Annotated in this window: 19 protein-coding genes and 1 tRNA gene; 9 read left to right on the forward strand and 11 right to left on the reverse strand. The window is 73.8% G+C overall.

Annotated features, from left to right (window positions below; all coding sequences use genetic code 11):
• Positions 1–111: 111 nt before the first annotated feature.
• Positions 112–1,281 (forward strand): hypothetical protein, encoded by a 1,170-nt coding sequence (locus ACZ6Q9_RS19095; protein WP_393264563.1) that lies wholly within the window; start codon positions 112–114, stop codon positions 1,279–1,281.
• 257 nt (positions 1,282–1,538) lie between these two features.
• Complete coding sequence (locus ACZ6Q9_RS19100) at positions 1,539–1,982, forward strand: HNH endonuclease (RefSeq protein WP_396829124.1); 444 nt, start codon at positions 1,539–1,541, stop codon at positions 1,980–1,982.
• A 96-nt stretch (positions 1,983–2,078) separates the two neighbouring features.
• On the opposite strand, the gene ACZ6Q9_RS19105 is transcribed toward ACZ6Q9_RS19100, so the two are convergent.
• From ACZ6Q9_RS19105 to ACZ6Q9_RS19120, 4 genes are all read right to left on the reverse strand, one after another.
• On the reverse strand, positions 2,079–3,788 hold the full coding sequence (locus ACZ6Q9_RS19105) for a serine/threonine-protein kinase (RefSeq protein WP_396829125.1): 1,710 nt from the start codon (positions 3,786–3,788) through the stop codon (positions 2,079–2,081).
• An 89-nt stretch (positions 3,789–3,877) separates the two neighbouring features.
• Positions 3,878–4,651, reverse strand: a complete 774-nt coding sequence (locus ACZ6Q9_RS19110; RefSeq protein ID WP_393264556.1) for an enoyl-CoA hydratase/isomerase family protein — start codon at positions 4,649–4,651, stop codon at positions 3,878–3,880.
• Between the two features lie 209 nt (positions 4,652–4,860).
• The gene (locus tag ACZ6Q9_RS19115) at positions 4,861–5,280 is read right to left on the reverse strand and encodes a VOC family protein (protein WP_357696176.1); all 420 of its coding nucleotides are present in this window, start codon (positions 5,278–5,280) and stop codon (positions 4,861–4,863) included.
• Positions 5,281–5,315: 35 nt separating this feature from the next.
• A complete protein-coding gene (locus tag ACZ6Q9_RS19120; RefSeq protein WP_350706794.1) occupies positions 5,316–5,720 on the reverse strand; it encodes an AraC family transcriptional regulator in 405 nt (134 codons plus the stop codon).
• Positions 5,721–5,948: 228 nt separating this feature from the next.
• Here ACZ6Q9_RS19120 and ACZ6Q9_RS19125 point away from each other — a divergent pair, with 228 nt between their 5' ends.
• Both ACZ6Q9_RS19125 and ACZ6Q9_RS19130 read left to right on the forward strand, forming a co-directional pair.
• Entirely contained in the window at positions 5,949–6,734 is a 786-nt protein-coding gene (locus tag ACZ6Q9_RS19125; RefSeq protein WP_393457149.1) for a hypothetical protein, read from the forward strand.
• A 329-nt stretch (positions 6,735–7,063) separates the two neighbouring features.
• Positions 7,064–8,272 (forward strand): low temperature requirement protein A, encoded by a 1,209-nt coding sequence (locus ACZ6Q9_RS19130; protein WP_393264551.1) that lies wholly within the window; start codon positions 7,064–7,066, stop codon positions 8,270–8,272.
• A gap of 235 nt (positions 8,273–8,507) precedes the next feature.
• Here ACZ6Q9_RS19130 and ACZ6Q9_RS19135 read toward each other — a convergent pair.
• Positions 8,508–8,584, reverse strand: a tRNA-Thr gene (locus ACZ6Q9_RS19135).
• A 333-nt stretch (positions 8,585–8,917) separates the two neighbouring features.
• Here ACZ6Q9_RS19135 and ACZ6Q9_RS19140 point away from each other — a divergent pair.
• Positions 8,918–10,009 (forward strand): ABC transporter ATP-binding protein, encoded by a 1,092-nt coding sequence (locus ACZ6Q9_RS19140; RefSeq protein ID WP_393264549.1) that lies wholly within the window; start codon positions 8,918–8,920, stop codon positions 10,007–10,009.
• A 75-nt stretch (positions 10,010–10,084) separates the two neighbouring features.
• Here the strand turns inward: ACZ6Q9_RS19140 and rlmB are convergent, their stop codons facing one another.
• Entirely contained in the window at positions 10,085–11,218 is a 1,134-nt protein-coding gene (rlmB, locus tag ACZ6Q9_RS19145; protein ID WP_393264546.1) for a 23S rRNA (guanosine(2251)-2'-O)-methyltransferase RlmB, read from the reverse strand.
• Complete coding sequence (gene cysS, locus ACZ6Q9_RS19150; protein WP_393457146.1) at positions 11,218–12,633, reverse strand: cysteine--tRNA ligase; 1,416 nt, start codon at positions 12,631–12,633, stop codon at positions 11,218–11,220. Before cysS ends, rlmB begins: the two co-directional genes overlap by 1 nt.
• 62 nt (positions 12,634–12,695) lie before the next feature.
• Here cysS and ACZ6Q9_RS19155 point away from each other — a divergent pair, with 62 nt between their 5' ends.
• Together ACZ6Q9_RS19155 and ACZ6Q9_RS19160 are read left to right on the forward strand one after the other, a co-directional pair.
• Complete coding sequence (locus ACZ6Q9_RS19155; protein ID WP_393457143.1) at positions 12,696–13,343, forward strand: IclR family transcriptional regulator; 648 nt, start codon at positions 12,696–12,698, stop codon at positions 13,341–13,343.
• Positions 13,344–13,477: 134 nt separating this feature from the next.
• Positions 13,478–14,461, forward strand: a complete 984-nt coding sequence (locus tag ACZ6Q9_RS19160) for a hypothetical protein (RefSeq protein ID WP_396829126.1) — start codon at positions 13,478–13,480, stop codon at positions 14,459–14,461.
• A gap of 943 nt (positions 14,462–15,404) precedes the next feature.
• On the opposite strand, the gene ACZ6Q9_RS19165 is transcribed toward ACZ6Q9_RS19160, so the two are convergent.
• Positions 15,405–16,370 (reverse strand): EamA family transporter, encoded by a 966-nt coding sequence (locus ACZ6Q9_RS19165; RefSeq protein ID WP_396829127.1) that lies wholly within the window; start codon positions 16,368–16,370, stop codon positions 15,405–15,407.
• Positions 16,371–16,446: 76 nt separating this feature from the next.
• Between ACZ6Q9_RS19165 and ACZ6Q9_RS19170 the strand changes: the two genes are divergently transcribed.
• The gene (locus ACZ6Q9_RS19170; RefSeq protein ID WP_396829128.1) at positions 16,447–17,064 is read left to right on the forward strand and encodes a CGNR zinc finger domain-containing protein; all 618 of its coding nucleotides are present in this window, start codon (positions 16,447–16,449) and stop codon (positions 17,062–17,064) included.
• 214 nt (positions 17,065–17,278) lie between these two features.
• Here ACZ6Q9_RS19170 and ACZ6Q9_RS19175 read toward each other — a convergent pair whose 3' ends face one another.
• Entirely contained in the window at positions 17,279–18,688 is a 1,410-nt protein-coding gene (locus ACZ6Q9_RS19175) for a class II fumarate hydratase (protein ID WP_363700898.1), read from the reverse strand.
• 174 nt (positions 18,689–18,862) lie between these two features.
• Here ACZ6Q9_RS19175 and ACZ6Q9_RS19180 point away from each other — a divergent pair, with 174 nt between their 5' ends.
• Complete coding sequence (locus ACZ6Q9_RS19180) at positions 18,863–20,398, forward strand: hypothetical protein (protein WP_393457131.1); 1,536 nt, start codon at positions 18,863–18,865, stop codon at positions 20,396–20,398.
• 53 nt (positions 20,399–20,451) lie between these two features.
• Here the strand turns inward: ACZ6Q9_RS19180 and ACZ6Q9_RS19185 are convergent, their stop codons facing one another.
• Positions 20,452–22,119: a fumarate hydratase gene (locus ACZ6Q9_RS19185; protein ID WP_393457128.1), complete on the reverse strand. Its 1,668-nt coding sequence runs from the start codon at positions 22,117–22,119 to the stop codon at positions 20,452–20,454.
• Positions 22,120–22,186: 67 nt separating this feature from the next.
• On the reverse strand, positions 22,187–23,620 hold the full coding sequence (locus tag ACZ6Q9_RS19190; RefSeq protein ID WP_396829129.1) for an outer membrane protein assembly factor BamB family protein: 1,434 nt from the start codon (positions 23,618–23,620) through the stop codon (positions 22,187–22,189).
• Positions 23,621–23,706 lie beyond the last annotated feature (86 nt).

The following is a 23,706-nucleotide window of genomic DNA, read 5'->3' on the forward strand; positions in this document are numbered from 1 at the left end:
GTTGCGGGCGGCGGGCGGCGGGCGGCGGGCGGCGAAGGTGACGAAAACGGGCAAACAGGTCGCTGGGCTCGCCTAGGCTGATCGCCTGGGGTGAGGCGGGAGGTCAGCGGGATGTCGCCGCGCGGGGACGACGGCCCGCTCGTCGCCGACGTACCGCGGGACGACGCGTACCCGCTGATCCGGGACGAGCGGGCCTGCATCGTGACCGCCCTGCGGCTCGGGTGGTGGATGGCGGACGCGTACCACCACGCCCAGACCGCCGAGCTGCTCGACGCCGGAGACGGCCGGCCGGCGGGCGCGCCGGCGAAGCTGTCCAACCTGACCGAGATGTCGGGGCGGCGGCGCATGCAGATGTACCTGGACGGGGTGGAGGTGGCGCTCGGCCAGATCGCCGAGCTGACCCGGCGCGACGCCCCCGCGCCGTCCACGGCCGGGGCGAGGGAGCGGGTGACGGGCGGAGCCGGGGAGGACCTGCTGCTCGCCCTCGACGACCTGAACGTGGACGTGCTGCGCTGGACGATGGCCACCAACCACCGGGTCGGGCTGGCGTACCGGCTGGGACGCTCGCTGGCCGACACGGTGCGGCACGGCGACGCCGACCAGGTGGCGGGGCGCTTCGGCGGCCGGCAGATCCAGCTCAGCCGCTGGCTGGACGAGTTGGCCACCGTGCTGCCGCCGTACTCGGCCGCGGTGGTCCGCCGGTCACTGTCGGCGTGGGCGTCGGCGGTCACCCGGGCCGGCGTCGGCGACCCGACCGAGGCGGGGCTGCCGGACCTGGCCCGCGAGCTGCGCAACCAGGGCGACCTGTGGCGGGGCGTGCTCACCGGCGGCCTGCACCCGAGGGACCTGCTGGACGAGGAGGACTACGCGGTCGTCGCCCGGAACCTGATCATCCGGGACCGCCGGCTGGTGGTGCAGGCCGCCCGGGGGATCTTCTGGCCGGTGCTCGTACCGCTGCTCGCGGTGCTGTTCGCCGTGGTGGGGGTGAGCGCGCTCGCGGCGGCCGGCTCGCCGGCGACCCGGGCCGCCGTGGCCCTGCTCGGGCTGGGCGCGGGAATGGCCGCGATCTGGCGCACGGTCTCCGGGCCGGCGCTCGCGGTCGCCGGGGAGGTCAACCGGCCGCTGCTGGAGAGCGAGCTGACGGTACGGATGGCGCTGCGGATCGACCGGCCGCTGGCCGCCGCGCGGGCCGCCGGCCGGGCCCGCCGGCAGCGGCGCCCCGACGAGACGGTCGCTCGATCGAAATCCGTTGCCCGTCTCTCGCCCGCCGACCTACCGTGATCCCGCAAGGTCAACCACCGCCGCGGGAGCCGTCCATGTCGATGTCGCACGTCACCTGTGTGCCGTCGTGGCTGCCCGGCCCGGCGCGCCCGGCGTCGTCGGCGGGTGGCGGCGGTTGCCGAGCCGAAGGCCCCGAGGGTGGCCGGCCCGGCTGACGCGTGCGCGCACGCCGTCGAGCCGCCCGTCCGCACCCGGACCGGGCGGCTCTTTCGCTGTCCGGCCCGTCCAGATCGTCACCGCCACGAAGGGAGACACCGGTGGACGCCGTCCTCGTCGTCAACGCCGACCTCGGCCCGCTGCACCGGGTCACCGTCCAGCACGCGATCCGGATGCTCTGCCGCCGGGTCGCCGAGATCCACGAGGCCGAACCGGACCGGGTGATCGGGGTCTTCCCGGTCCCCCGGGTGGTCCGCCTCGTCCGCTACGTGGTGACCCGCTGGCGGTTCAGCGCCGGGCCGGCGTGGTCGCGGGCCGGGGTGCTGCGCCGGGACGGGCGGTGCTGCGCGTACTGCGGCGGGCCGGCCGGCACCATCGACCACATCCTGCCCCGCTCGCGCGGCGGCCGGAACACGTGGCGGAACACGACCGCCGCCTGCTACGACTGCAACCAGCGCAAGGGCGACCGGACGCCGGCCGAGGCGGGCATGCCGCTGCGGCGCGAGCCGGCGACCCCGAGCTGGGCGGCGCTGGCCGGGCGGTGACGGACCGGCCGGCGGGAACGGGGGGCCGCGTCGGGGGTACGACCCCCGGCGCGGCGCCCGCCGGCCCCTCCCCGGGGCGCGGCCCCGCCGCCCCGGCTACCGGGACTCCCTGGTCCGGGGCTCCTTGGCCCGGGACTCCCTGGTCCGGGACTTCTTGGTCCGGGACTCCTTGACGCGGGGCACCGGGCGGCCGTCGGCGCAGCGCACGGTAATCACACTGCGGCGGTCGGCGGCGACCAACTCGACCCGCACCTCCCGCGCCGGGCCCGGCGCGTACTCCTCGACGTGGTGGCCGGCGGCGGGCGCCACGTCGACCACCTCGGCCAGTTTCCCGTCGCAGCGGACCGTCACCACCCCGCCGCGCGAGTTCACGTCCACCCCGGACGGCCGGCCAGGCGTGGGAGACGGCTCGGCGCTACCGGTCGGCGCCGGGGCGGTCGGGCTGGCTCCGGTGGGGGCGACCGGCCCGGGGCTGGACCGGCCCGCGGTGGCCGACCCGGCCGGCGGGCCCGCGCCGGGGGCGGCCGGCCGCTTCGGCGCGTCGGCGGTGACCGGCAGGGCGACGCTGGTGGAGCCCCCCGTGCCGATGCCTGTGCGGGGCTCGTGGGGCAGGCCGGGCCGCCGGACGGCGGGGTCGTCGAGCGTCGCGGCCACCGCCACCACGCCGACCACCGCCGCGCCCACCGCCACCAGCACCCACGAACCCCGCCTCGACCGCCAGCCCCGGTGCCCCGGGCGGGCGTCGCCCCCGACGGCCGGCGCGGTCCCGACCGGCGCCGGCTCGGCACGGTCACGCCCGCCGCCGGGCCCCGCCGGCACGCCCCGGTGTCCCGCCGGCACCTCGCGGCGACCCGCCGGCAGGTCCGCGCGGCCCGCCGGCACGTCCGCATGGCCCGTCGGCACGTCGCGGCGGCCCGCCGGCACGTCCGCATGGCCCGTCGGCACCTCGCGGCGGCCCGCCGGCACGTCCGCGTGCCCCGCCTCCGAATGCGGCATCCGGGCGAGCGCCCCGGCGAGGACGCGCGCCGCCTCGGCGGCCGACGGCCGGTCGCCCGGGTCCTTGGCCAGGCACCGCCGGTACAGCCGGCCGACCTCGGGGGGCACGCCGTCGACCTCCGGCAGCGGGCCCGGCTCGGCGTACGCGTGGGCGCGCAGCATCTCGGTCTGCGTCTCGCTGTGCCACGGCAGCCGGCCGGCGAGCGCCTGGTGCACGAGCAGGCCGAGCGCGTAGACGTCGGAGGCGGGCAGTACCTCGCCGGCGGCGAGCCGCTCGGGGGCCAGGTAGGCCGGGGTGCCGAGCAGCCGTCCCTCGAAGTCGATCTCGGGCGTGCCGGCGACGGCGGCGATCCCGAAGTCGACCACCTTCGCTCCCGTCGGGGTCAGCACGACGTTCTCGGGCTTGACGTCGCGGTGCACCAGCCCCTCGGCGTGGGCGGCGCCGAGACCGGCGGCGACCTCCGCGCAGACCCGCAGGGCGTCCCGGGGCGGCAGCGGCCCGGTGGCGAGCCGCTGCGCGAGCGTACGGCCGGAGAGCAGTTCCATGACCACGAAGGGCGCGTACCGGTCGAAGAGGAGGGACTCCCCGTAGTCGTGGACGGCGGTGACGTTCGGGTGCGAGAGCCTGGCCGCCGCCTTCGCCTCGGCCTGGATCCGCCGTCGGGCCGACGGGTCCGCCGCCACGAGCACCTTCACCGCGACGTCGCGCTCCAGCACCTCGTCGTGCGCCCGGTAGACCTCGGACATGCCGCCCCTGCCGAGACGCCCGCCCAGCCGGTAGCGGCCTGCGAGCAACTGATCACGCTGCACAGCGGACAGCCTGCCCCACCGCACCGCCCGGCACCACCCATGCGCGGACCGTGTCCGGCACGCGGCCCGGTCGGGCCGGTCGGCGGCGGTCAGTGCCGGGCCGGCGGTGTCCAGCCGAAGCGGGGCGGGCGACGCTCGTGGACGGCCGCGACGCCCTCGCGGGCCTCGCCGCTGGCCCGCACCTGCCCGTGCCACCAGGCGACCCGGTCCTCGTCCGCCCGACCGTCGATGATCTCCTTGGCGGCCGCCACGGTGAGCTGCGACCGGGCGACCACGGCGGCGGTGACCTCGTCCACCCGGGCGGCGAGCCGGTCGACCGGCAGCACCTCGTCGACCAGCCCGATCCGCAGCGCGCGGTCGGCGTCGATCAGCTCGGCGGTGAAGAGCAGGTGCTTGGCCGCGGCCGGCCCGACCAGCCGGGCCAGCCGGCGGGTGGTTGGCGCCGGATACACCAGGCCCAGCCGCGCCGGCGGCACGCCGAACCGCGCGTCGGTGGCGGCGATCCGCAGGTCGCAGGCGACCGCGAGCTGGCAGCCGCCGCCCACGCAGGCGCCCTGGACGGCGGCGACGGTCGGCTTGGCGAAGGCGGCCAGCCGTTGCTCGGCGGCCACCACCGTGTCGAGGTCGCCGTCGTCGAGCAGGTCGTCCAGTTCGGCCAGGTCCGCGCCCGCGCAGAAGGTGCCCTCGGCGCCGGTGAGCACCAGGACCCGGACGGCCGGGTCGGCCTCCAGCTCGTCGAGCAGCCCCGGCAGCCGCCGCCACATCCCGGCCGTCATCGCGTTGCGCCGCGCCGGGTTGTGGATCACCACCGTCGCCACCGCCCCGGTCACCTCGACGAGGAGTTCCGCGTCCGCCACCGTCACCACCCCTTCGCCTGTGCCGCCGGCTCGCCGCGACGCCGGCCGCCCTGGTCGGCGGCCCCGGTGCGGCGACCATAACGGCGGGAGCCCGGCGACCATCCGCGCGGGGTGGCAGGTCAGTAGAGCAGGCGGGTCCCCACGTCGTCTCCGCACGTGCGATCGGTAGGCGTGCTGCCGCAGCGCGCCCACCGATCGTGCCGGGCCGTCGCCAGTCAGCCCCGGGGGAACATCTGGCCGATGCGGATCTTGTTGCCGAACGGGTCGCGGATGCCGAAGTCGATCCCGTACGGGCGTTCCATCGGCTCGTCGGTGATGTCGACTCCCTTGGCGACCAGATCCTCGTACGTCTTGTGGGCGTCGTCGGTGGTCATGAAGAGGAACCCGCCCAGCGCCCCCTTGGTGAGCAGCTCGCGGACCTGCTCGGCGGTGGCCGGGTCGAGGGCCGGCGGGCCGGGCTTCTCCAGCAGGATCTCGCGCTCCGGGTCGCCGGGCAGGTTCACCGTCAGCCAGCGCATGAAGCCGAGGTCCTGGTCGGTGTTGACCTCCATGCCGAGCTTGCCGACGTAGAAGTCGAGGGCCTCGTCCTGGTCGAGGACGTAGATCTGGGAGCGGGAAATCGCGTTCATCGTCATGCCGAAGACGCTACGGGGCGACCCTGACCTGCTGCTTATCCAAAACTGCTGGGCCGGGTCCAGGCCTTGGTGAAGCAGCTCGGCACGACCGCGGCGACCGGGGCCCTGCGCCTGCGGTACTCCGACGGCGGTTCCCCGACGATCTGGCGGAACGTGCGGCTGAACGTGCCCAGGCTGGAGAAGCCGACCGCGTAGCAGATGTCGGTGACGTCCCGGTCGGAGTGCAGGAGCAGGTACATCGCCCGCTCCACCCGCCGCCGCTGGAGGTAGCGGTGCGGGGTCTCGCCGAAGGTGGCCCGGAAGGTGCGGATGAAGTGCGCCTCGGAGACGTACGCGATGCGGGCCAGCGCCGGAATGTCCAGCGGCTGGTCGTACGCCCGGTCCATGGCGTCCCGGGCGCGCAGCATGGCCCGGTTCGACTCCTCCGCCGCCCTGCTCACCGGCCCAGCATAGGCGCTGGTCACCGGGTGACCCGACCCTGCCGGCCCGGCGGACGGCGCCCGCGGCGGGCACGGCATCGACGGACGTGGAGCAGATTCGGGGGGCGCCGGCGCGGCGGAACCACGGTACGGGGACAGCCCGCCGCCTGAGCGCCCGTACGACGGGACGGCGGGAGCGACGGTGTCGGCGTACGATCCGCTCTCCCATACCGGACGACGAGGGTGGCCATGACGACCAGGGACGGGCGCGACGAGCGCACCCGACGGACCACCCTCGCGGCGGCGACGGCCGTCATCGCACTGGCGCTCGTCGGCGGTCTCCTTCTCCGGCACCGGGCCACCGACGAGGCAGCACCCGGGCCCACGGCCGAGGCGGCAGCGTCGCCCGACGGGTCGTCCCGGGTGCCGTGGTCGGCGGCGGTGGTCGGCCGCGACGACACCACGGTCACCGTCCACGTCGGCCCCGGCGACGCACGGTGCAGGGACCTCGTGCAGCCGCGGGCGACGATCACCGCGCGGGACGACGCCCAGGTGGTCGTCGCGGTCGAGGCCCGAATCGTGCCCGCCGCCGACTGCACCACCAGCGGCGCCCGGGTCCCCCTCGTCGTGTCCCTGGCGGAGCCGCTCGGCGACCGGGTGCTCCGCGACGCGGCCGGCACGCTGCCGCCGCCGACCTACTTCGAGCGCCATGTGCCGGACCTGCCCGCCGACAAGCGGTGGAGCCCCTTCTCGACCGGATGCGACGAGGGCTGGTGCCAGGGCTACAACGGCCCGGGCGGTGCGACGCTGCTCGTGACCGCGCGCCGCACCGCCGACGTGGCACGCCCTGCGCCTGTGGCGACCGTCCGCGTCGGCCCGCACCGGGGTGTCGTCACCGGCGCCCCGGAACGCTCGTGGACGGTGTGGTGGGAGGCCGGGGACGCGACCTACAGCCTGCGGCTGGCCCCCGCCGAGGGTGCCTCCTTCACCCTCGCCCAGTTCGAGCGGGAACTCGCCAGGCTGAGGTGGAGCTGACGACCCTCGCCGCAGGGCGCCCGGCGACGCGGGGTGGGCGACCGGTCGGAGTCGCACCCTCCCCGGCGGGCACAGCTCACGCCCGCGCCGGGCGCGGGACGGCCGACGGAATTGGAGCCCCCGGCCGGGATCGAACCGGCGACATCTCGCTTACGAGCTCTGTGCACCACGTCCGCGTTCGTTCGGGAACGTTCGCATGCTCGAACTGACGTCTCTCGCTGGGCTTGCCTGCGCGTCGCCGTCCTGGCCGGTTGCTGTCGGCGTTGCTGTCGAGCCGCCGCGAACGCATTCGGCGACCTGCCTGAAGCGATCAAAAGTAGCGTCACCACATGGCCATGGAGAGCAGGGCGGGTGAGCAGCCGGGGACGTACAAGCAGTCCCAGCGGGCCGGCTTCGTGGAGCTGCTGTTCGACGTGGTTTTCGTGTTCGCGTTCACCCGACTCTCCGACCGACTGGTCTCTGACCTCAGCTTGCGAAGTGGCTACGCCACATTCGTACTGACGCTGGCGCTGTGGTGGGTGTGGTACCGGCTGGTATGGGCGACCAACAGGTACGACTCGACCCGGCCAGCAATCCAGATACTGGTCATCGGCACCACGCTCGGCAGCCTGCTGATGGCCATCGCAGTGCCCGGGGCCTACGGCGACAGTGGTTTCCTCTTCGCGGGGGTCTACGTCACGATCCAGATCATCCGTCCGCTCTGGATCATTCTGATCGGCACGAACAAAGAGATACGCCTGGTCAGCGTCCGGAACCTCTTCTGGGCCCTCATCTCAGCGGTGCCGTGGATCGCCGGCGTTTTCACACAGAGCGGAGCGCGACTGGCCTGGTGGAGCGTGGCCGTCGCCCTGGACTACATCGCGGGCGTCCTCGACTACCCCACGCCGCGACTCGGCCGGGCCGGGTTCCGAGCCCATCCGATCCAAGAAGACCATCTCACAGAGCGCTACCGGCAGCTCCTCATCATCGCGTTGGGCGAGGCGATTCTGATCTCCGGCATCCAGATAAGCCCGTACGGCCTCGAGCGGGACCGAGCCGTAGCGCTGCTGGTGTCGTTCGCCACCACGGTTCTGCTGTGGCAGATCTACTTCTACCGGGCCGGCGAGTTGCTGGCCGTCGCGATCGCATCGGCACCGTCTCCGGCATACGTCGGCAGACTCGCGTCATACGCGCACCTCATCATGATCACCGGCGTCGGCCTCACCGCCGTCGGCGACGAACTGATCATCTCGCACCCGCTCGGTCACACCGAGCCGCCCTGGGTCCTGGTTATCCTCGGCGGTCCTGCGGTGTTCCTGTTCGGGCGGGCCCTGCTCGACTACGTGACCTTCAGCCACGTCTCCTGGTCCCGACCGATCGGACTGCTAACGCTTGCCGTACTGGCACCCGTGACGCTCCTGCTCCCCCCGGTCCTGGTCGCCGTCGCGGCCACCGCCGTACTCACCGGAGTCGCCATCTCCAACGTGATCTCATGGCGGCTGTTCCCGCGGGTACCCAAGCCAGCAGCACCCGGCCACATGTTCTCCTACCGACCGTGAACTGACTGCGGCGCGAGAACGTGAGGAGCTGGGCGTCCCGCCGCACGTCGTCCAAGCGATCGCCCGGCACGCCGACGTGAAGATCACCCTCAAGGTCTACGCCATGCCAACCTCGACGCGATGCGTCAGGCGCTCGGGAAGCTCGACGGGCGGCTGTCGTGACCCCGGCTGCTGTCAGCGTTGCTGTCAACCGGCCGGCTCACGACAGTGCCCGGCGAGGTATGCCTGATGAAATTGGAGCCCCCGGCCGGGATCGAACCGGCGACATCTCGCTTACAAGGCGAGTGCTCTGGCCAGCTGAGCTACAGGGGCGCGTGGTGTCGACGTCAGCATAGCGACTGACGTCCGGATTTCCCGCTCGGCAGGCCCTGCGAGCACCGGAAACGTCCACGCGTCGGCCCGACACTCGAAAGAGCGGGGGCGATTGATGTCCGCCCGTGCCCGAGTGCCCGGAATGTGTATGCCATCCGTCCCATCCGATGCTCCGCGCCTTGGCATGCCGGGGAAAGCCGTTTACCGTGCAGTGACACGGATGACACCTCGATCATCGGCGCGTCGCCCGTGGGCCGGTGCACACACGTGCCGGCCGCTCCTTCCACTCGGATCGTCCGGCACGTTCCTGCCGGTGAAAGGAAGCACCTGACCATGGCTACGGTCACCTACGCCAAGGCGTCCCGGATCTACGCGGGCACCGAGCGTCCCGCCGTCAACCAGCTCGACCTGGAGATCGGCGACGGCGAGTTCCTCGTCCTGGTCGGCCCCTCCGGTTGCGGCAAGTCCACCAGCCTGCGCATGCTCGCCGGCCTGGAGGACGTCGACCAGGGCTCGATCTACATCGACGACCGGGACGTCACCCACCTGCCGCCGAAGGCCCGCGACATCGCGATGGTCTTCCAGAACTACGCCCTCTACCCGCACATGACGGTGTACGAGAACATGGCGTTCGCGCTGAAGCTGCGCAAGACCTCCAAGGCCGAGATCGACCGGCGGGTCAAGGAGGCGGCGGGGCTGCTCCAGCTCGAGGATTTCCTGGGCCGCAAGCCGAAGGCCCTCTCCGGCGGTCAGCGCCAGCGGGTGGCCATGGGCCGGGCGATCGTCCGCGAACCGCAGGTCTTCCTCATGGACGAGCCGCTGTCGAACCTCGACGCGAAGCTGCGTGTGCAGACCCGTACGCAGATCGCGTCGCTGGTGGCGAAGCTGGGTGTCACCACCGTCTACGTCACCCACGACCAGGTCGAGGCCATGACCATGGGCCACCGGGTGGCGGTCATGCTCGACGGCGTCCTCCAGCAGGTGGACACCCCGCGGGCGCTCTACGACACCCCGGCCAACGTCTTCGTCGCTGGCTTCATGGGCTCCCCCGCCATGAACATCAAGACCGTGCCGCTGAGCGAGCGGGGTGCCTCGTTCGCCGACCTGACCATCCCGCTCACCCGTGAGCAGGTCGAGGCGGCCCGCGTCGACGGCGGCGAGGGCAAGGTGACCGTCGGCTTCCGGCCGGAGGACTGCGACCTGGTCAGCCCGACCGAGGGCGGCATGCCGGTCGTCGTCGAGCTGGTCGAGGATCTCGGCTCGGACGCCAACGTCTACGGCCACGCCGCGCTGGAGGGCAACAACGAGCGCTTCGTGGTGCGTAGCGACCGGCGCACCATGCCGAAGATGGGCGACACCGTGTTCGTCAAGCCGCGCGAGGGCCGCAGCCACGTGTTCAACGCGGCCACCGGCAACCGCATCTGACGTACGGCGCTGAGCTGACGTAAGCGAGAACGGGCGGCCCGCCACCGGCGGGCCGCCCGTTCCGTGTCTGCGGGCTCAGCCCTCGGCGGCCCGGCGGCGGGCCACCTCGGCGAGGGTGACCGCGGCGGCGACGCTGGCGTTGAGCGACTCGACGTCGGACACCATCGGGATGCTCACCGTGAGGTCGCAGGTCTCGCCGACCAGCCGGGACAGCCCCCGACCCTCGGAGCCGACCACGACCACCAGTGGGCCGACCGCGGCCTCCAGGTCGTAGAGGTCGGTCTCGCCGTCGGCGTCCAGGCCGACCACCACGAAGCCGGCGTCCTGGCAGGCCTTCAGTGACCGGGTCAGGTTGGTGACCTGGGCGACGGGCACCCGCGCGGCCGCGCCGGCGCTGGTCCGCCAGGCGGTCGCGGTGATCCCGGCCGCCCGCCGCTCCGGTACGAAGACACCCTGCGCGCCGAAGGCGGCTGCGGACCGGATCACCGCGCCGAGGTTGCGCGGGTCGGTCACGCCGTCCAGCGCCACCAGCAGCGGGGCGGTCTGCTCCAGCGCCGCCGCGACGAGGTCCTCGAAGGGCTCGTACGCGAACGGCGGCACCTGGAGCCCGATGCCCTGGTGCAGCACCCCGCCGGTCATCCGGTCCAGCTCGGCGCGGCTGATCTCCAGGATGGCGATGCCCCGGTCGGCGGCCGTCCGGACGATCTCGTTGACCCGGTCGTCCATGTCGATGCCCTGCGCGGTGTAGAGCGCGGTCGCCGGCACCTGGGCGCGCAGCGACTCCAGCACCGGGTTCCGCCCGACCAGCAGCTCCGGGGCGTCCTTGGCCGGGTTGGACTTGCGGCCCGGGGCCACCCGGGGACCGCCACGGCCGGCGGGGCGAGCGCCCCGGCCGGCGGTGCCGCGCCCGCCGCCGGCCGGCGTGCCACGACCGCCACCCTTGCCCCAGGTGGTGTCCTTGGTGCCGGGCTGGCCGATCTTGGGGGCGCGCCCCTCCTCGGCCGCCGCCCGGCGCTCCTTGTCCTGCTTCCAGGCGGTGCGCTGGGGCAGCTTCTCGGTGCCCGAGTAGGCCTTGTGCCAGGGCCGCTCGTCGGCGGGCAGGGTCCTGCCCCGCCCGGCGAGGGCGTCCTTGTTCTTGCCGCCGGAGCCCTTCGGGGCTCCCGCCTTCGGCGTCAGTCGCCGGCCACGGCGCTGCGAGTTGCCGGCCATCAGTCCTGCTCTCCAATAGTCCAACGGGGGCCCTGGGGGGTGTCCTCGACCACCACGCCGGCCTGCTTGAGCTGGTCGCGTACCGCGTCGGCGGCGGCCCAGTCCTTGCGGCCACGGGCCTGCGCGCGCTGCTCCAGGGCCAGCGCGATCAGGGAGTCCACCACGCCGCGCAGGTCGGCCGCGCGGCCGCCACCGGTCCACGCCGGGTCGAGGGGGTCGACCCCGAGGATATCCAGCATGGCGCGGGCGGCGGCCAGCGCCGTGCGGACGGTCACATCGTCGCCGCCGGTCAGCGCGGTGTTGCCGTCGCGGACCACCTCGTGCAGGACGGCGAGCGCGGCGGAGGTGTTCAGGTCGTCGTCCATCGCCGCCGCGAAGGCACCCGGCAGCTCGCCGAGCTGGCCGGCGCCGACGCGCTCGGCGGCCCGCTGCACGAAGCCCTCGATCCGGCGGTACGCGACGGCCGCCTCGCGCAGCGCGTCCTCCGAGTAGTCGATGCGGGAGCGGTAGTGCGCGGCGGCGTAGTAGTAGCGCAGCTCCACCGGGCGCACCCCGAGCGAGTCGACGTACGCCAGGTCGAGGGCGTTGCCGAGCGACTTGCCCATCTTGGCGCCGGCGATGCTGAGCAGCCCGTGGTGCACCCAGTAGCGGGCGAACGGCAGCCCGGCCGCCTGCGACTGGGCGATCTCGTTCTCGTGGTGCGGGAAGGTGAGGTCCAGCCCGCCGCCGTGGATGTCGAACTCGGCGCCGAGGTAGCGCCAGCACATCGCCGAGCACTCGATGTGCCAGCCCGGCCGGCCGCGCCCCCACGGCGACGGCCAGTAGGCGTCCGCCGGCTCGTCGGGCTTGGCGCCCTTCCAGAGCGCGAAGTCGCGCGGGTCCCGCTTGCCCCGCTCGGGAGCGTCCCCTGCCGACTGCATGTCGGCGGGTGACTGGTTGGACAGCGACCCGTACGCCGGCCAGGAGCAGACGTCGAAGTAGACGTCGCCGGAGCCGTCGGTGGCCGGGTAGGCGTGCCCGTCGGCGATCAGCTTGGCGATCAGCTCGTGCATCTCCGGGATGTGCCCGGTGGCCCGCGGCTCGTAGGTCGGGGGCAGCACGTTGAGCGCCCGGTAGGACTCGGTGAGGATCAGCTCGTTGGCGTACGCGATCGACCAGAACGGCCGCCCCCGCTCCACCGCCTTGACCAGGATCTTGTCGTCGATGTCGGTCAGGTTGCGGATGAAGGTGACCTCGTAGCCGGCGGCGAGCAGCCAGCGGCGCAGCACGTCGTAGTTGACACCGGAGCGAAGGTGGCCGATGTGCGGCGGGGCCTGGAGGGTGAGACCACACAGGTAGACCCCCACCTTGCCGGCTTCCCGCGGGACGAAGTCCCGCACCGATCGGGTGGCGGTGTCATACAGGCGTAGCGTCACCGTACAAGGGTAGCCGTCCACGCTTCCCGGGTCGTCCGGAGCCGGGTCGTACGCTGCTGGGCGTGGACACGACGGCGCGGGGCGGGGAGACGGCGCAGACGCTGGACCGGGGGCTGCGGCTGCTGCACCTGGTCGCCGACGCGCCGGGCGGGCTGACCGTCACCGAGGCGGCGAACCGGCTGGGCATCGGCCGGGCGGCGGTCTACCGGCTGGTGGGCGCGCTGACCGCGCACGGGATGCTGCGCCGCGACGGCGAGGGCCGGCTGCGTCTCGGCGCCGGGGTGCTGCACCTGGCCCGGCGGGCCCAGCCGCTGCTGGCCGAGGGGGCGCTGCCCGCGCTGCGCCGCCTCGCGGAGCAGGCCGGCGCGACCGCCCACCTGACCGTGGTCGAGGGCGGGGAGGGGGTCGCGCTCGCCGTGGTGGAGCCGACCTGGACGGCGTTCCACGTCGCGTACCGGACGGGGGCACGGCACCCGCTGGAGCGTGGGGCGGCCGGGCGGGCCATCCTCGCCGGCCGGGCGGGCGCCGCCGGCCCGGTGAGCACCGCCGGGGAGCTCCAGTCAGGGGCGTACGGGGTGGCCGCCCCGGTGCTCGGGGTGCCGGGGCTGGAGGCGAGCGTCGGGGTGGTGGCGCTGGCGCCGCTGGACACCGAGGCGGTCGGCGCCCAGGTCCTCGCCGCCGCCACCGCCATCGCCACCGCCCTCTCCTGACCACCCGCCGACCGAACGCCACTACCACATCCGTCGGCCGTCGTGTCGGTTGTCCACAGGAGGCTCCCGGGCGGGCGGGCCGGCTCGTCCACAGGGACGCCGGGGCGGGCGGCATAGTCGGCACCCTGGTCCACATGCCACCCTCACCGCACCGGCCCAGCGCCCTGGCCTGGCAGGTCTTCCGTGGCTCCGACGCGGTCCGGCGAGGTCTCGTCACCGAGCACCAGCTGCGCAGTTCCGCCTGGATCCGCCTCCGCCACGACGTGTACGCCGACGCCCGGCTCGACCGTGACCACGCCCTGGCGTGTCGGGCGGCCGCCCTGCGGCTGCCGCCCGAGGCGGTGGTGGCCGGCCCCTCGGCGGCGTACCTGCACGGCGTCGCGCACGCCGCCACCTTCACCGACGACGTGCACGTCCTTCTGCCGAGGACGATCCGGGTCGGCCCCCAGCGTGGTCTGCGCGCACACTCCGTGGGACCGGCCACGACGCCACCGACCGCACCGGCGGCGGCCGGCCGGCCACCGGACCAGGTCCAGCCGTCCGCCGGTCCGGCCGACGGCACGACGCCGGCGCTGCCCATGACCGCCGGGCCACCGCCGAGGACGGCACCGGCCGCGGCGGCATGGGAGTCGGCGGTCTGGTTGGAGCCGCTGCGTGCGGTCGGCATCGTCGACGCCCTGCTCAGACAGGGCCTCACCAGCCGCGACGCGCTCGCCGAGACCGCCGACCGAAACGCCGACCGCCCCGGCGGCAGGCGGGCGCGCTGGGTGTTCGGCCTGGCTGACCCGGAAGCTGGGTCGCCGGCCGAGTCGCAGCTGCGGGTCCGGCTGGTGCTGGCCGGGCTGCCGCGCCCGGTCACCCGGCACCCCGTCCGCCTGGCCTCAGGAGTCGTCCTGCACCCCCAGCTGGCCTGGCCTCGGCACCGGGTCGCCCTCGAGTACGCCGGACGCCGGCACGCCGGCACCGACCACCCGCAGCTCGACCGCCACCGGTTCGACCAGCTCGTCGGAGCGGGCTGGCTCGTGCTGCACGCGACGGGCCGACGCCTGCACCAGGAGTTCCCGGCGTTGCTGGTCGAGGTCCGCGCCGCCCTGGCGGCCCGCGGCTGGCGGCACTGACCCACGTGCCCGGCGCCGGCAGGGTGGCCGGGCCGCACCACGGTGCTGTCGTGGCGGCCGAGGCGGCGGACCTCGTCGACCTGGGCGGCGTAGCCCTCGCTGGCGAGCAGGGCGCCGATGTCCGGGATGCCGAGCGGCGGACCGGGCCGGAACTGCGAGCCGGAGGTGAGCGCGAACGGCTTGACGCGGCCCCAGTTCGGGGTGACCGCGGGCTTGCCCTGCGTCGGCCGCCACGCGCCCGCGGTCTCGCTGTACGTGTAGGCGGTCGTGTCCGTGGAGCCGTCGTCAGCCCGGAAGTCGATCATCGCCTGGGCGGCGGCGGAACCCATCCGCTGGCCGTCCGTACGGGACGGCGACGCCGCGATGCCCTCCTGGGCGGTCGCCAGCTCGTCGTCGAAGTTCAGGGTCGGGTAGAGGGTGCGCAGCACGTCGTAGGCGGCGTAGTCGATCGCGGTGGCCAGGTCGGGCTTGACGCCGATCGTCCGCGGCACCTGGATCCGGTAGGGCGTGCCCAGGCACTGGAGGGTCCCCGACACGCAGAGCACCGAGTTCGCCGCGTCGTAGATCGCTCCGTGCACCATCGCGCCGCTGCGGGAGAGCGGGCCCGGCGCGGCGGTGGCCGGACCGGGGGTCATGCCGCTCGCCAGCCGGAACGTGTCGACGAGCACCTGGTTCCAGTAGAGGACGTGGTCGGCCGGCCCGGCGGCCTGCGCCGGACTGGCGGGGACGATGACGGCGGCGGTGCCGACGCTGGCGGTGGCGACGGCCACCGCCCCCCAGCGTCGGGCCTGCCTGAACCAGCCCATGGGACTCCCTGTCGAAGCCTCGAACGGTCACGGGCACTCCGTGATCCGCTCGAAGCCTGGGCCGGCCTGCTATCCGGCGACTACGCAGGCGCTACGGCTCCACTGGGCGCCGACCAGAGTCGCTCGACCCGACGGTCTCACGGAAGGGCGGGCTCGGCGGGGCGCGGCTCCGGGCGTTCCTCGGGCCGGGGCGCGCGCAGCTCGTCGACACGCACCAGCGCGACGCCGGCGACGATCAGGGCGCCGCCGAAGAGCTGGACGACGGTCGGCAGCTCGCCCAGCACCAGCCAGGCGATGAGGACGGCGAACATCACCTCGGTCAGCCCGACGAACGACGACAGGCGGGCCCCGAGGATGCGGGTCCCGGCGATCCCGGCGAGATACGCGACCACGGCGGCGACCAGCGACAGGCCGACGATCGGGAGCAGCCAGCTGGTGCGCTGCCCCGCGAAGGTGACCTCGCCGAAGGTGGCCCGCAACGGCAGCGCCCCGACCGCCCCGAGCAGCAACAGGACGGCCGCGCCGACGGCCATGCCGCCGCTGGCCATGGCCACCGAGGGCAGGCCCGCGTCGACCCGGCCCGCGAGCACGAAGTAGCCGGCGAGGCCGACGGCCGCCGCCAGCCCCCACAGCACACCCACCGGGTCGAGCCCGGTGGCGCCGGTCAGGTCGAGGACGAAGAACAGGCCGGCGATCGCCGCCACCGAGCCGGCCACGGTCAACCGGCGGGGGCGGTGCCCGTGGACCAGCCACATCCAGCCCACGACCAGGATGATGCCGAGGTACTCCAGCAGCAGCGCGACGCCGACCGGCAGGTAGCGGACCGCGTTGAAGAAGCAGACCTGCGCGGTGGCGACCCCGAGCAGCCCGAACACGCCGATCGCGGCGAGGTTGCGCCGCAGCACGTCCCACCTCCCGCGCAGGGACAGCGCCGCGGGGATCGCCACCACCAACGCGGCGATGCCGACCCGGGCCGCCACGGCGGCCTCGGCGGACCACCCCGCGTCGATCAGGGAGCGGGCGAACGTGCCCGACGTGGCGAACGTGACGGCGGAGAGCAGGGCGAGGCCGAGACCGAGCCCGGCGGCGGGTGGTTGGCGCATCGGTCCGCTCCTAGCTGTCATGAGTCAACTGCCGCTATGCTCATGACGCTAGGCCGGCACCCCGACAGGAGTCAAGTTGCCTTTCGCCCATGACACGGACTGCTCCCTGACCGCGGCCGCCGCACTCGTCAACACCGACCGCCCGGACGGCGAGGGGCTGCCCGACATCGCCGCCCTGGACGCCTTCTACGTCGCGCACGGCTACACCGGGCGGCACGAGCACACCGGGGCCGAACTGCGGTCGGTACGCGACCTGCGCCCCCGGCTGCGCCGCCTCTGGTACGCCGACACCGACGAGGTGGTCGCCATCCTCAACGGGCTGCTCCGCGAGAACCGCGCGTTGCCGCAGCTCATCACGCACGACGACGAGCCGTACCACTTCCACGCCGTGCCGCGCGACGCGCCGCTGGCGACCCGGATCGCCGTGGAGGCGGCGATGGCGATGGCCGACCTGGTGCGCTACGGCGAGCTGGGCCGGCTGCGGATCTGCGACCACCCCGACTGCGCGAACGTGCTGGTCGACCTGTCGAAGAACCGTTCCCGCCGGTTCTGCGACGCGGGCTGCGGCAACCGCGCCGCCGTCGCGGCCTACCGGGCCCGCAAGGGCCGCCCCCGCCCTGACGCGGCCCCGAGCGGCCCTGACGCGGCCCCGAGCGGCCCCGAGCGGCCCCGAGCGGCCCTGAAGCGGCCCTGAGCCGGCCCGTGCAGCGGTCGAGGGTCGAGGGTCGGGGGTTCGCCGGCGACGCGACACCCGGCGCGCCTCGGCGCACGCTGTCGAGCTGCCCCGTCTGGGCGACCGCGGGCGGGACGGAACCCCGGTCCTGTGGACGGGGCAGCTCGACAGCGCCCGGCCTACCGACGCGGCCCCCGCGACCGACCGGGGCTGAACCGACCGGCGACGGCGGGGCTCAGGGGTGGGTCATCCGGAGCAGGTCGAGCGCCTCGTCGAGCTGGGTCTCGCTCAGCTTGCCCGAGTCGACGTGCCCCCGGGAGATGACCACCTCCCGGATCGAGACCTGCTTGGCCAGCGCCTCCTTGGCGATCGAGGCGGCCTCGTCGTACCCGAGGTGGCGGTTGAGCGGGGTGACGATCGAGGGCGAGCCCGCCGCGTACGCCAGACAGACCTCGGCGTCCGCGACCAGGCCGACCACCAGGCGGTCGGCGAAGAGGCGGCTCGACGCGGCGAGCAGCCGGACCGACTCCAGCAGGTTGCGACCCATCACCGGGAGCATGACGTTCAGCTCGAAGTCGCCCTGCGAACCGGCGAAGCCGACGGCGGCGTCGTTGCCGATCACCTGGGCGCAGACCTGCCGCATCGCCTCGGCGACCACCGGGTTGACCTTGCCCGGCATGATCGACGAGCCGGGTTGGAGGTCGGGGATGCGCAGCTCGCGGAGGCCGGCTCGAGGACCCGAGCCCATCCAGCGGATGTCGTTGGCGATCTTGTAGAGGCCGACGGCAAGCGTGCGCAACTGCCCCGAGGTCTCCACCAGGGCGTCCCGGGCGCCCTGCGCCTCGAAGTGGTTACGCGCCTCGGTCAGCGGCAGCCCGGTCGCGCCGCGCAGCCGCTCGATGACCTTCGCGGCGAAGCCGAGCGGAGTGTTGATGCCGGTGCCCACCGCCGTCCCGCCGAGCGGCAGCTCGGCCAGCCGGGGCAGCGCCCCCTCCAGCCGCTCGATGCCGTAGCGCACCTGGGCGGCGTACCCGCCGAACTCCTGCCCCAGGGTCACCGGGGTGGCGTCCATCAGGTGGGTACGCCCGGCCTTGACGACGGTCTCGAACTCCGCCGCCTTGCCCTCCAGCGCCTCCGCGAGGTGGGCCAGCGCGGGCAGCAGGTCCCGCGCGACGGCCTCGGTGGCGGCCAGGTGGATCGACGACGGGAAGACGTCGTTGCTGGACTGCGAGGCGTTCACGTCGTCGTTCGGGTGCACGTCCCGGCCCAGTTCCCGGCTGGCCAGGGTGGCGATGACCTCGTTGGTGTTCATGTTCGACGACGTGCCGGAGCCGGTCTGGAACACGTCGATCGGGAACTGGTCGTCGTAGCCGCCGTCGGCCACGTGGGCCGCCGCGGCGGCGATCGCCGCGGCCACGTCCGCGTCGATCACGCCCAGCTCGCCGTTGACCTGGGCCGCCGCCCCCTTGATCTGGGCCAGCGCCCGGATCTGGGCCGGCTCGATGCCCCGGCCCGAGATCGGGAAGTTCTGCACCGCGCGCTGCGTCTGCGCCCGCCACAGCGCCTCGGCGGGCACCTCCACCTCGCCCATCGAGTCGCGTTCGATCCGGTAGCCCGTCGCCTCTGGAGTCGTCACGCGTACCATCCTGCCGCGCTGGTCGTCGGGCCGCAGGGAAAGCTGCCCGGCGCTGTGCGGGCCGGCAGCCCGACGCCGCGGCGACGCAACTCGATCCTCCTCGTACGACCCGAAATCTCGATGCCGTCCTTGCCCGACGAATCTAAGGTCATAACAACTTTCCGCACCTCACTCGGAGGTTTCATGTCGATTCGACACGGGGGCTCGGCGCGCCGGGCGGCAACGACGGCGGCTGCTCTCCTACTGGCCACGGGCGGACTGGTGGCCGTAACCGGGCAGCCAGCGGCGGCCGTGATCGACTACGTCACCCCAACCAGCGTCACGTGGACCGACGCCCAGCAGCCGGCCGGGTCCTTCTCCCCTTCGGACGACACGGTGCCCGTGGGCAGTTGGGTGGCCGACGGGGAGATGCACACCGCCCGGGCGTACTTCACCTTCGACCTGACGCCCTACCAGGGGCAGCGGGTCATCTCGGCCCGCGCGATCACCGGTGAGACGAGCGTCAACGACTGCGACAAGCCGCGCGAGATCGAGCTGTGGCGGACCGACCCGCCCGCCAGCGCCCCGACCTGGAACACCGCCCCAGCGGTACGGGAGAAGGTGGCGGACATCACCTATCCCAACCTGCCCTGCGGGAGCAGCTTCATCGGGGTGATGATCACGGAGGCGGTGCGCAAGGCGGTGGCGGACGGGCAGGACCAGCTCACGCTGATGGCCCGGATCGCCGGCGACCACGAGGGGAACAAGCACTACGGCCGCCGGATCAGGAGTGTCGGCATCTCCCTGGACCACAACACACCGCCGAACGTTCCCGACCAGCTCACCGTCGACGGCACGGCGTGCGACAACCCGCTGACGATCCGCAACACCGGGCCGGCGCTCCGGGCGCGCGTCTCCGACCCCGACGTCAACGAGACCGGGGGCCACGACCAGGTGGCCGCGACCTTCGCCTGGTGGCCGGTCGACCGGCCGGCGGAGCGGACGGAGGCGACCCTCGACGGTGTGGTCGCCCCGCACCAGTACGTGTACCAACTCCCGCGGGGCCAGCTCACCCACGGGAACACCTACGCCTTCTCGGTGCGGGCGTCCGACCGGCACGACAGCTCGGACTGGTCGCCGGAGTGCCGGTTCACCGTCGACACGGTGGCGCCGGCCGCCCCGACCGTCTCCTCCACCGACTACCCGGAGCACAGCGGCGGGCCAGGCACCGGTGGCCCCGGCATCCCTGGCAGCTTCACCTTCACCGCCGACGCAGACGACCTGAAGGGCTTCGTTTACGGCGAATTCGCGGCCGCGCACTTCGTCCCGGTGGACGCATCGGGCCAGTCGGCGACGGCGAGCTACGCGCCTGAAAGGGACGGACCGACCAGACTCGTCGTGCAGAGCGTCGACCGGGCCGGCAACTTCTCCGAGAGCACCATCTACGAGTTCGTGGTCCGTACCACCGCGCCGACGATCACCGACGAGGACCCGGAGGCGCCGGCTGGTACGCCGCGTCGGTTCACCTTCGCTCCGAACATGGAAAACGTGGTCGAGTACACGTACCGGCTCAACGAGGGCGAGGAGACCACGGTCCGTGCCGATGCCGACGGCACCGCGCAGGTCACCATCACGCCGGGGGTCTCCGACGTGTACTTCCTGTACGTCCGCAGCAGGACCGCGGACGGGCTTCCCTCGGGCGAGGCCTGGACGGCCTTCTGGGTGCCGGAAGCGGCATGACGCCGAGGGGCGCCGGGCCGTTGCCCGGCGCCCCTCGGCCGCGTACGTCGGGGTCAGCGGCGGCCGACGGTGAGCACCGGCTTGGTGACCTCGGCGAAGAAGTCGTTGCCCTTGTCGTCGACCACGATGAAGGCCGGGAAGTCCTCCACCTCGATCTTCCAGACCGCCTCCATGCCCAGCTCCGGGTATTCCAGGACCTCGACGTGCTTGATGCAGTCCTGGGCGAGCCGGGCGGCGGGGCCGCCGATCGAGCCGAGGTAGAAGCCGCCGTGCTGCTGGCAGGAGCGGGTGACCTGGGCGGACCGGTTGCCCTTGGCGAGCATCACCTGCGAACCGCCGGCGGCCTGGAACTTCTCCACGTACGCGTCCATCCGGCCGGCCGTGGTCGGGCCGAACGAGCCGGACGCGTAGCCCTCCGGGGTCTTGGCCGGGCCGGCGTAGTAGACCGCGTGGTCGCGCAGGTACTGCGGCATGGGCTCGCCGGCGTCCAGCCGCTCGGCGATCTTGGCGTGCGCGATGTCGCGGGCCACCACGAGCGGGCCGGTCAACGACAGCCGGGTCTTCACCGGGTACTTCGACAGCTCGGCGCGGATCTCGTCCATCGGCCGGTTCAGGTCGACCCGGACCACCTCGGCGGCGTCGAGCTGCGCGTCGGTGACGTCGGGCAGGTACCGCGCCGGGTCGGTTTCGAGGCGCTCCAGCCACACGCCCGACGGGGTGATCTTGGCGACCGCCTGCCGGTCCGCGGAGCAGGAGACGGCGATCGCCACCGGGCAGGAGGCGCCGTGCCGGGGCAGCCGGACCACCCGCACGTCGTGGCAGAAGTAGCGCCCGCCGAACTGCGCCCCGATGCCGAAGTTGCGGGTCAGCTCCAGCACCTCGGCCTCCAGCTCCAGGTCGCGGAAGCCGTGCGCGGTCATCGAGCCGGAGGTGGGCAGCGCGTCGAGGTACTTGGCGCTGGCGTACTTGGCGGTCTTCAGCGCGTACTCGGCGGAGGTGCCGCCGATGACGATGGCCAGGTGGTAGGGCGGGCAGGCCGAGGTGCCGATCAGCCGCAGCTTCTCCTCCAGGAACTGCATCATCCGCGTCGGGTTCAGCAGCGCCTTGGTCTCCTGGTAGAGGTACGACTTGTTGGCCGAGCCGCCGCCCTTGGCCATGAAGAGGAACTTGTACGCGTCGGGGTGGCCGTCCGGGTCCTCGGCGTAGATCTCCACCTGCGCCGGCAGGTTGCTGCCGGTGTTGCGCTCCTCCCACATGGTGAGCGGGGCGAGCTGCGAGTAGCGCAGGTTGAGCCGGGTGTACGCCTGGTAGACGCCGCGCGAGACGGCCTCGGCGTCGCTGCCGTCGGTAAGCACGTGCCGGCCGCGCTTGCCCATCACGATCGCGGTGCCGGTGTCCTGGCACATGGGCAGGACGCCGCCGGCCGCGATGTTGGCGTTGCGCAGCAGGTCGAGCGCGACGAACCGGTCGTTCGGCGAGGCCGCCGGGTCGTCGATGATCGACCGAAGCTGGGCCAGGTGGGCGGGGCGCAGGAAGTGCGCGATGTCGTGCATCGCCTCCGCGGTGAGGGCGGTGAGCGCCGTCGGCTCCACGGTGAGGAACCGGCGGCCTCCCGGGCCGTTGACGACGTCGACGCCCTCGTCGGTGACCAGGCGGTATTCCGTCTGGTCCGGACCGGTCGGCAGCAAGGGAGCGTACGAGAACGCGGCGGCACTGCTCATGAGCGGAAAGCCTAGGGCAGAAGGGTCGATCAGTTGCACCCGCCGGGTCGGTCCTGGGATGCCGCTCTCACCCGGGGCAGAGTTCCCGCTTCGGGCCGCAGCTGTCCGCCGGCCCGGGAACCCCCGCCGTGCCGCCCGGGACACCGCCGGGACCGGGTACGCCGCCGTCGCCCGGGCCCGCCGGGGCGCCGGCCGCGCCGCCGAAGCGGACGTACCCGATCTCCCGTCCCTCGCCGATGACCATGCCGTTCGGACCGACCGCGAGCGCGTTCGCCGCGGTCCGCAGGCTCGCCAGCTCCCTCCCGGTACGCGGGTCGAGCGCCACCAGCCGGGACGGCTTCTCGTCGGCGAGCACCGCCGCGTACGGAGTGAGCGCAGCGCCCGCCTTCGCACCGGCCGGACGGGTCCACCGGACCCGCCCGGTGCCCAACTCGTGGCTGACCACCGCCCGCTTGTCGGCCGGGCGGACCAGGGCGTGGCGGTCGTCGACGGCGAGCAGCCGCTCCCCGGCGGCGGCCACCAGCAGCAGCCGCCCGTCGTACCCGTCGAGGACCGCCTCGCGGGCGTCCGGGGCGACGCCGATCAGCACGTTCCGCGCCCCCTGCGGGTCCTCCCGCTGCACGCAGCCGGCGTTGTCGGCGGTGCGCAGGTTGAGCCCGGCCCGCTGCCAGGTCTCCCGGCCCGTCGCCGGGTCGCGGCCGGAGATGGCGAAGTAGCAGGTGCCGTCCTGGGATCGGGCGGTGATCCGCAGGAGCCGACCGCCGACCACCGACAGCCGCTCGTCCCGGCCGGGCTCGACGTTCTGGAGCACCCGCCCGGTGGCGGTGTCGAGCACGTGCACCCGGCCGTCGATGGGGAAACCGAGCAGCGGCGGCACCGCCTCCGGCCCCGCCACCTCCTCGTCGATCCGGACGGCGTCGAGCCGGCGGGTGCCGAGCAGCCCCGGGTTGTCGCCGAGCAGCCCGCTGCGCACCCCGGGCACGAAGGCCGTCCACACCGGGGCGGTGCCGCGCGGCTCCCAGGCGCTGATCGTGCAGTCGGTGGCGTCGACGCAGCGGGCGTCGAGCAGCAGGTTGCGGTACGTCCAAACGGCCACCGCGTCGCCGTCGCGCCGCCGCGTGGCGCCGGTGGTCGGGTCGAGCACCTCGTACCCCTTGACCAGGAGCTTGCCCACGACGACGACCGCGTCCCGGTCGCCGCCGGCGACCGCGGACCAGTCGGCCTTGCGCTCCCACAGCTGGTCGCCGGTGGCGAGGCTGCGCGCCTCCACCCGGGTGCGCTGCTCGACCACCACGGTGTTTCCCGCGATGGTCACGCTGCGCGGGGTGCCGCCGACCCGCTGCTGCCAGACCACGTCCGGCTCGGAGATCGGCTCGCTGCGGTCGACCCAGTCCCACACGCCGGGGAACGGGTTCCACACCCCGGTCGCGGCGAGCACGACGACCACGATCAGCGCGAGCAGCAGCCCGCCACGCCATCCGAGGCCGCCCGCCTTCGCCACACGCACACCGTAGCGACGACCGCCGCGCTCCCGCCGTCCCGCGCCGCCGTGTCGCCGCCCTTTCTCCGCGCGGGTGCGGTAAGGAA

The organism is Micromonospora sp. NPDC049139, assembly GCF_055586845.1.

Bases quoted from the DNA above. Each gene is read 5' to 3' on its own strand.
- ACZ6Q9_RS19095 (WP_393264563.1), top strand. From the start codon at position 112: ATGTCGCCGCGCGGGGACGACGGCCCGCTCGTCGCCGACGTACCGCGG.
- ACZ6Q9_RS19115 (WP_357696176.1), bottom strand. From the start codon at position 5,280: ATGACGATGAACGCGATTTCCCGCTCCCAGATCTACGTCCTCGACCAG.
- ACZ6Q9_RS19125 (WP_393457149.1), top strand. From the start codon at position 5,949: ATGACGACCAGGGACGGGCGCGACGAGCGCACCCGACGGACCACCCTC.
- ACZ6Q9_RS19130 (WP_393264551.1), top strand. From the start codon at position 7,064: ATGGCCATGGAGAGCAGGGCGGGTGAGCAGCCGGGGACGTACAAGCAG.
- ACZ6Q9_RS19140 (WP_393264549.1), top strand. From the start codon at position 8,918: ATGGCTACGGTCACCTACGCCAAGGCGTCCCGGATCTACGCGGGCACC.
- rlmB (WP_393264546.1), bottom strand. From the start codon at position 11,218: ATGGCCGGCAACTCGCAGCGCCGTGGCCGGCGACTGACGCCGAAGGCG.
- ACZ6Q9_RS19160 (WP_396829126.1), top strand. From the start codon at position 13,478: ATGCCACCCTCACCGCACCGGCCCAGCGCCCTGGCCTGGCAGGTCTTC.
- ACZ6Q9_RS19165 (WP_396829127.1), bottom strand. From the start codon at position 16,370: ATGCGCCAACCACCCGCCGCCGGGCTCGGTCTCGGCCTCGCCCTGCTC.
- ACZ6Q9_RS19175 (WP_363700898.1), bottom strand. From the start codon at position 18,688: ATGGTACGCGTGACGACTCCAGAGGCGACGGGCTACCGGATCGAACGC.
- ACZ6Q9_RS19180 (WP_393457131.1), top strand. From the start codon at position 18,863: ATGTCGATTCGACACGGGGGCTCGGCGCGCCGGGCGGCAACGACGGCG.
- ACZ6Q9_RS19185 (WP_393457128.1), bottom strand. From the start codon at position 22,119: ATGAGCAGTGCCGCCGCGTTCTCGTACGCTCCCTTGCTGCCGACCGGT.